This is a genomic window from Paraburkholderia sp. Ac-20336 (assembly GCF_017105025.1).
Taxonomy (GTDB): domain Bacteria; phylum Pseudomonadota; class Gammaproteobacteria; order Burkholderiales; family Burkholderiaceae; genus Paraburkholderia.
On record NZ_JAAGPS010000275.1, the window covers coordinates 1 to 2,111 of the forward strand.

General features: G+C 69.4%; 3 protein-coding genes and 1 pseudogene. 2 read left to right on the plus strand and 2 right to left on the minus strand.

What is annotated here, in order from left to right; genetic code table 11:
• Both GXB81_RS31695 and phnF read right to left on the minus strand, forming a co-directional pair.
• Positions 1-160, minus strand: a pseudogene (locus tag GXB81_RS31695) (phosphonate metabolism protein); the annotation flags it as partial.
• 11 nt (positions 161-171) lie between these two features.
• Entirely contained in the window at positions 172-930 is a 759-nt protein-coding gene (gene phnF / locus GXB81_RS30950) for a phosphonate metabolism transcriptional regulator PhnF (RefSeq protein ID WP_167039741.1), read from the minus strand.
• Between the two features lie 180 nt (positions 931-1,110).
• Here phnF and phnG point away from each other — a divergent pair, with 180 nt between their 5' ends.
• Together phnG and phnH are read left to right on the plus strand one after the other, a co-directional pair.
• Positions 1,111-1,614 carry a phosphonate C-P lyase system protein PhnG gene (phnG, locus tag GXB81_RS30955; protein WP_205991204.1) on the plus strand — a complete coding sequence of 168 codons (504 nt, stop codon included), beginning with the start codon at positions 1,111-1,113 and terminating at the stop codon, positions 1,612-1,614.
• The coding region (gene phnH, locus GXB81_RS30960) for a phosphonate C-P lyase system protein PhnH (protein ID WP_205991205.1) at positions 1,614-2,111 on the plus strand (498 nt) is incomplete at its 3' end. The genes phnG and phnH, both read left to right, overlap by 1 nt.

Below are 2,111 nucleotides of genomic sequence, written 5' to 3' on the forward strand. Positions count from 1 at the left end.
TGAGGCCCGCCGGCTGCGGCGCCGCGCAATGCTCGCCGCTTTGCGCGTCGCGCCCGAGCCATGCCGAGCCGGCCCGCCACCATGCCGACTCCTGCGCGGGCGCGTAGTACACCGCAAAGCGCGTCCGCGCGTCCCATGCCGCGGCCGCTGCCGTGGCCAATGCAGTGCCGCTCACAGGTCGTGCTCCACGTACAGTTGCACGCGGTCCGCCGCGAAATGCGTGAAGCCGTATTTGATCGGCGTGCCTTGCAGGTCGACGTCGACGTTTTCGACCCACAGCACCGGCTGCTGCCGGTTGATGTTCAGACGCCGCGCGACTTCCGGCTCGGGCAGCACGCTGCCGATACGGCTCCACTTGCGCAGATAATCGCTCACGCCGAATTCGGCGAGCGCCTTCGTCACACCGCCGACACGCTGCGCGACTTCCGGCAGATCGGCGAAACGCGTGGCCGGATACCAGCTGCGCGCGAACGTGAGCGGCACGCCGTCGGACTCGTTCAGCGATTCGATGCGATACACCGCCGCGCCGGCGCGCAGGCCCAGCGCCTTCGCGACGCCGGCCTCGGCCTTCACGCGCGTGGCCGCCAGCATCGTGCCGGCCGGCGCGTGATGCTGCTGGCGCAGGTTCTCGGTGAAGCGCGTGCGGCGGCCGATCGTATAGTCGATCGCGCCCGGCTGCACGAACGTGCCGCGGCCCTGCTCGACGCTGACGAGGCCGAGCGCGGCGAGGCCGAGCATCGCGCGGCGCACGGTGTGGCGGTTGACGTCGAAGCGCCTGGCGAGTTCGCCCTCGCTCGGCAGGCGCCCTTCCTCGCCGAAACCGCTGGCCGCGATCTCGGCGGCCAGAATCTGTTCGATCTGCCTCCAGACGGCCACGCCCGCGCCGCGCTCGAGCATCGTGGCCGGTGTCGCGCTGTCGTTCGATGTCATGGTGCTGTCATTCCCCTAGGTTCAAATGATCGCCGTGAGGTGCATTGTAGTGCGCGAGCCATGATGGAAATATGAAAACGTGCCCGCGTACAACGAATCCTTCAATTGCGCCTTTAAACGTCTAGACGTTTAGATGAATAGATGCTCAAATGTCCACTCGATGGATCGACAGGAAACCCGATGAGCGCCACTTCCCTTTCGCCCGGCATGCCGTCTTCCGCCGCGTCGCCGGCGCGGCGCGCGTGGATGGCCGTGCTGGCCCGCACGCCGCGCGCCGATCTCGAGGCCACGCTCGCGCAGGTGCTGCAAGAGCTTCCCCAGCCCGTCTACGACTGGCTGCGCCCGCCTGAAATCGGCCTCGCGATGGTGCGCGGGCGCGTCGGCGGCAGCGGCGATCCGTTCAATCTCGGCGAAGCAACGGTCACGCGCGCCACGCTGCGCCTGCGTGCCGATGGCGCGGCCCCGGCAATCCTCGGCGTGGCCTGTCATCTGGGACGCGACCGCCGCCGCGCCGAACTCGCCGCGCTCGCCGACGCGCTGCTGCAAATGCCGGAGCATCACGACGCGATGCAGCGCCGGCTGATCGGGCCGTTGGCCGCCCAACAGCAGGCACGCCGCGCACGCCGGCAGCAGGACGCCGACTCCACGCGCGTCGAATTCTTCACGATGGTCCGGGGCGACTGATGGAAACCTCACCGATTGCATTGTCCACGCTGACCCCGGGTTTCGCCGATCCGGTCCACGACACCCAGGCGGTGTTTCGCACGCTGCTCGATGCGCTGTCGCGGCCGGGCACGCCTGGCGTCGTCGGCGACCGCCTGCCCGGATCGAGCGAAGCACACGAAACGCACGACTCGCACGAAGCGCGTGCCGAGCCCGCCGCGTTCGCCGCGCTGCTCACGCTGTGCGACTACGCGACGCCGATCTGGCTCGCCCAGGCCGATACCGCGCTCGCTTCCGCGCTGCGCTTTCATACCGGCGCGCCGCTCGTCGAGACGCCCGCTGAAGCCGCGTTCGCCTATATCCACGATGCCGACGCCTTGCCGCCGCTCGACAGCTTCGCGCTCGGCAACGCCGAGTCGCCCGAGCAATCGGCCACGCTGCTGATCCGCGTCGCGTCGCTGACGGGCGGCGCGCCGGTCGTGCTGGGCGGCCCCGGCATTCAGATCGGAAGAGCGTCG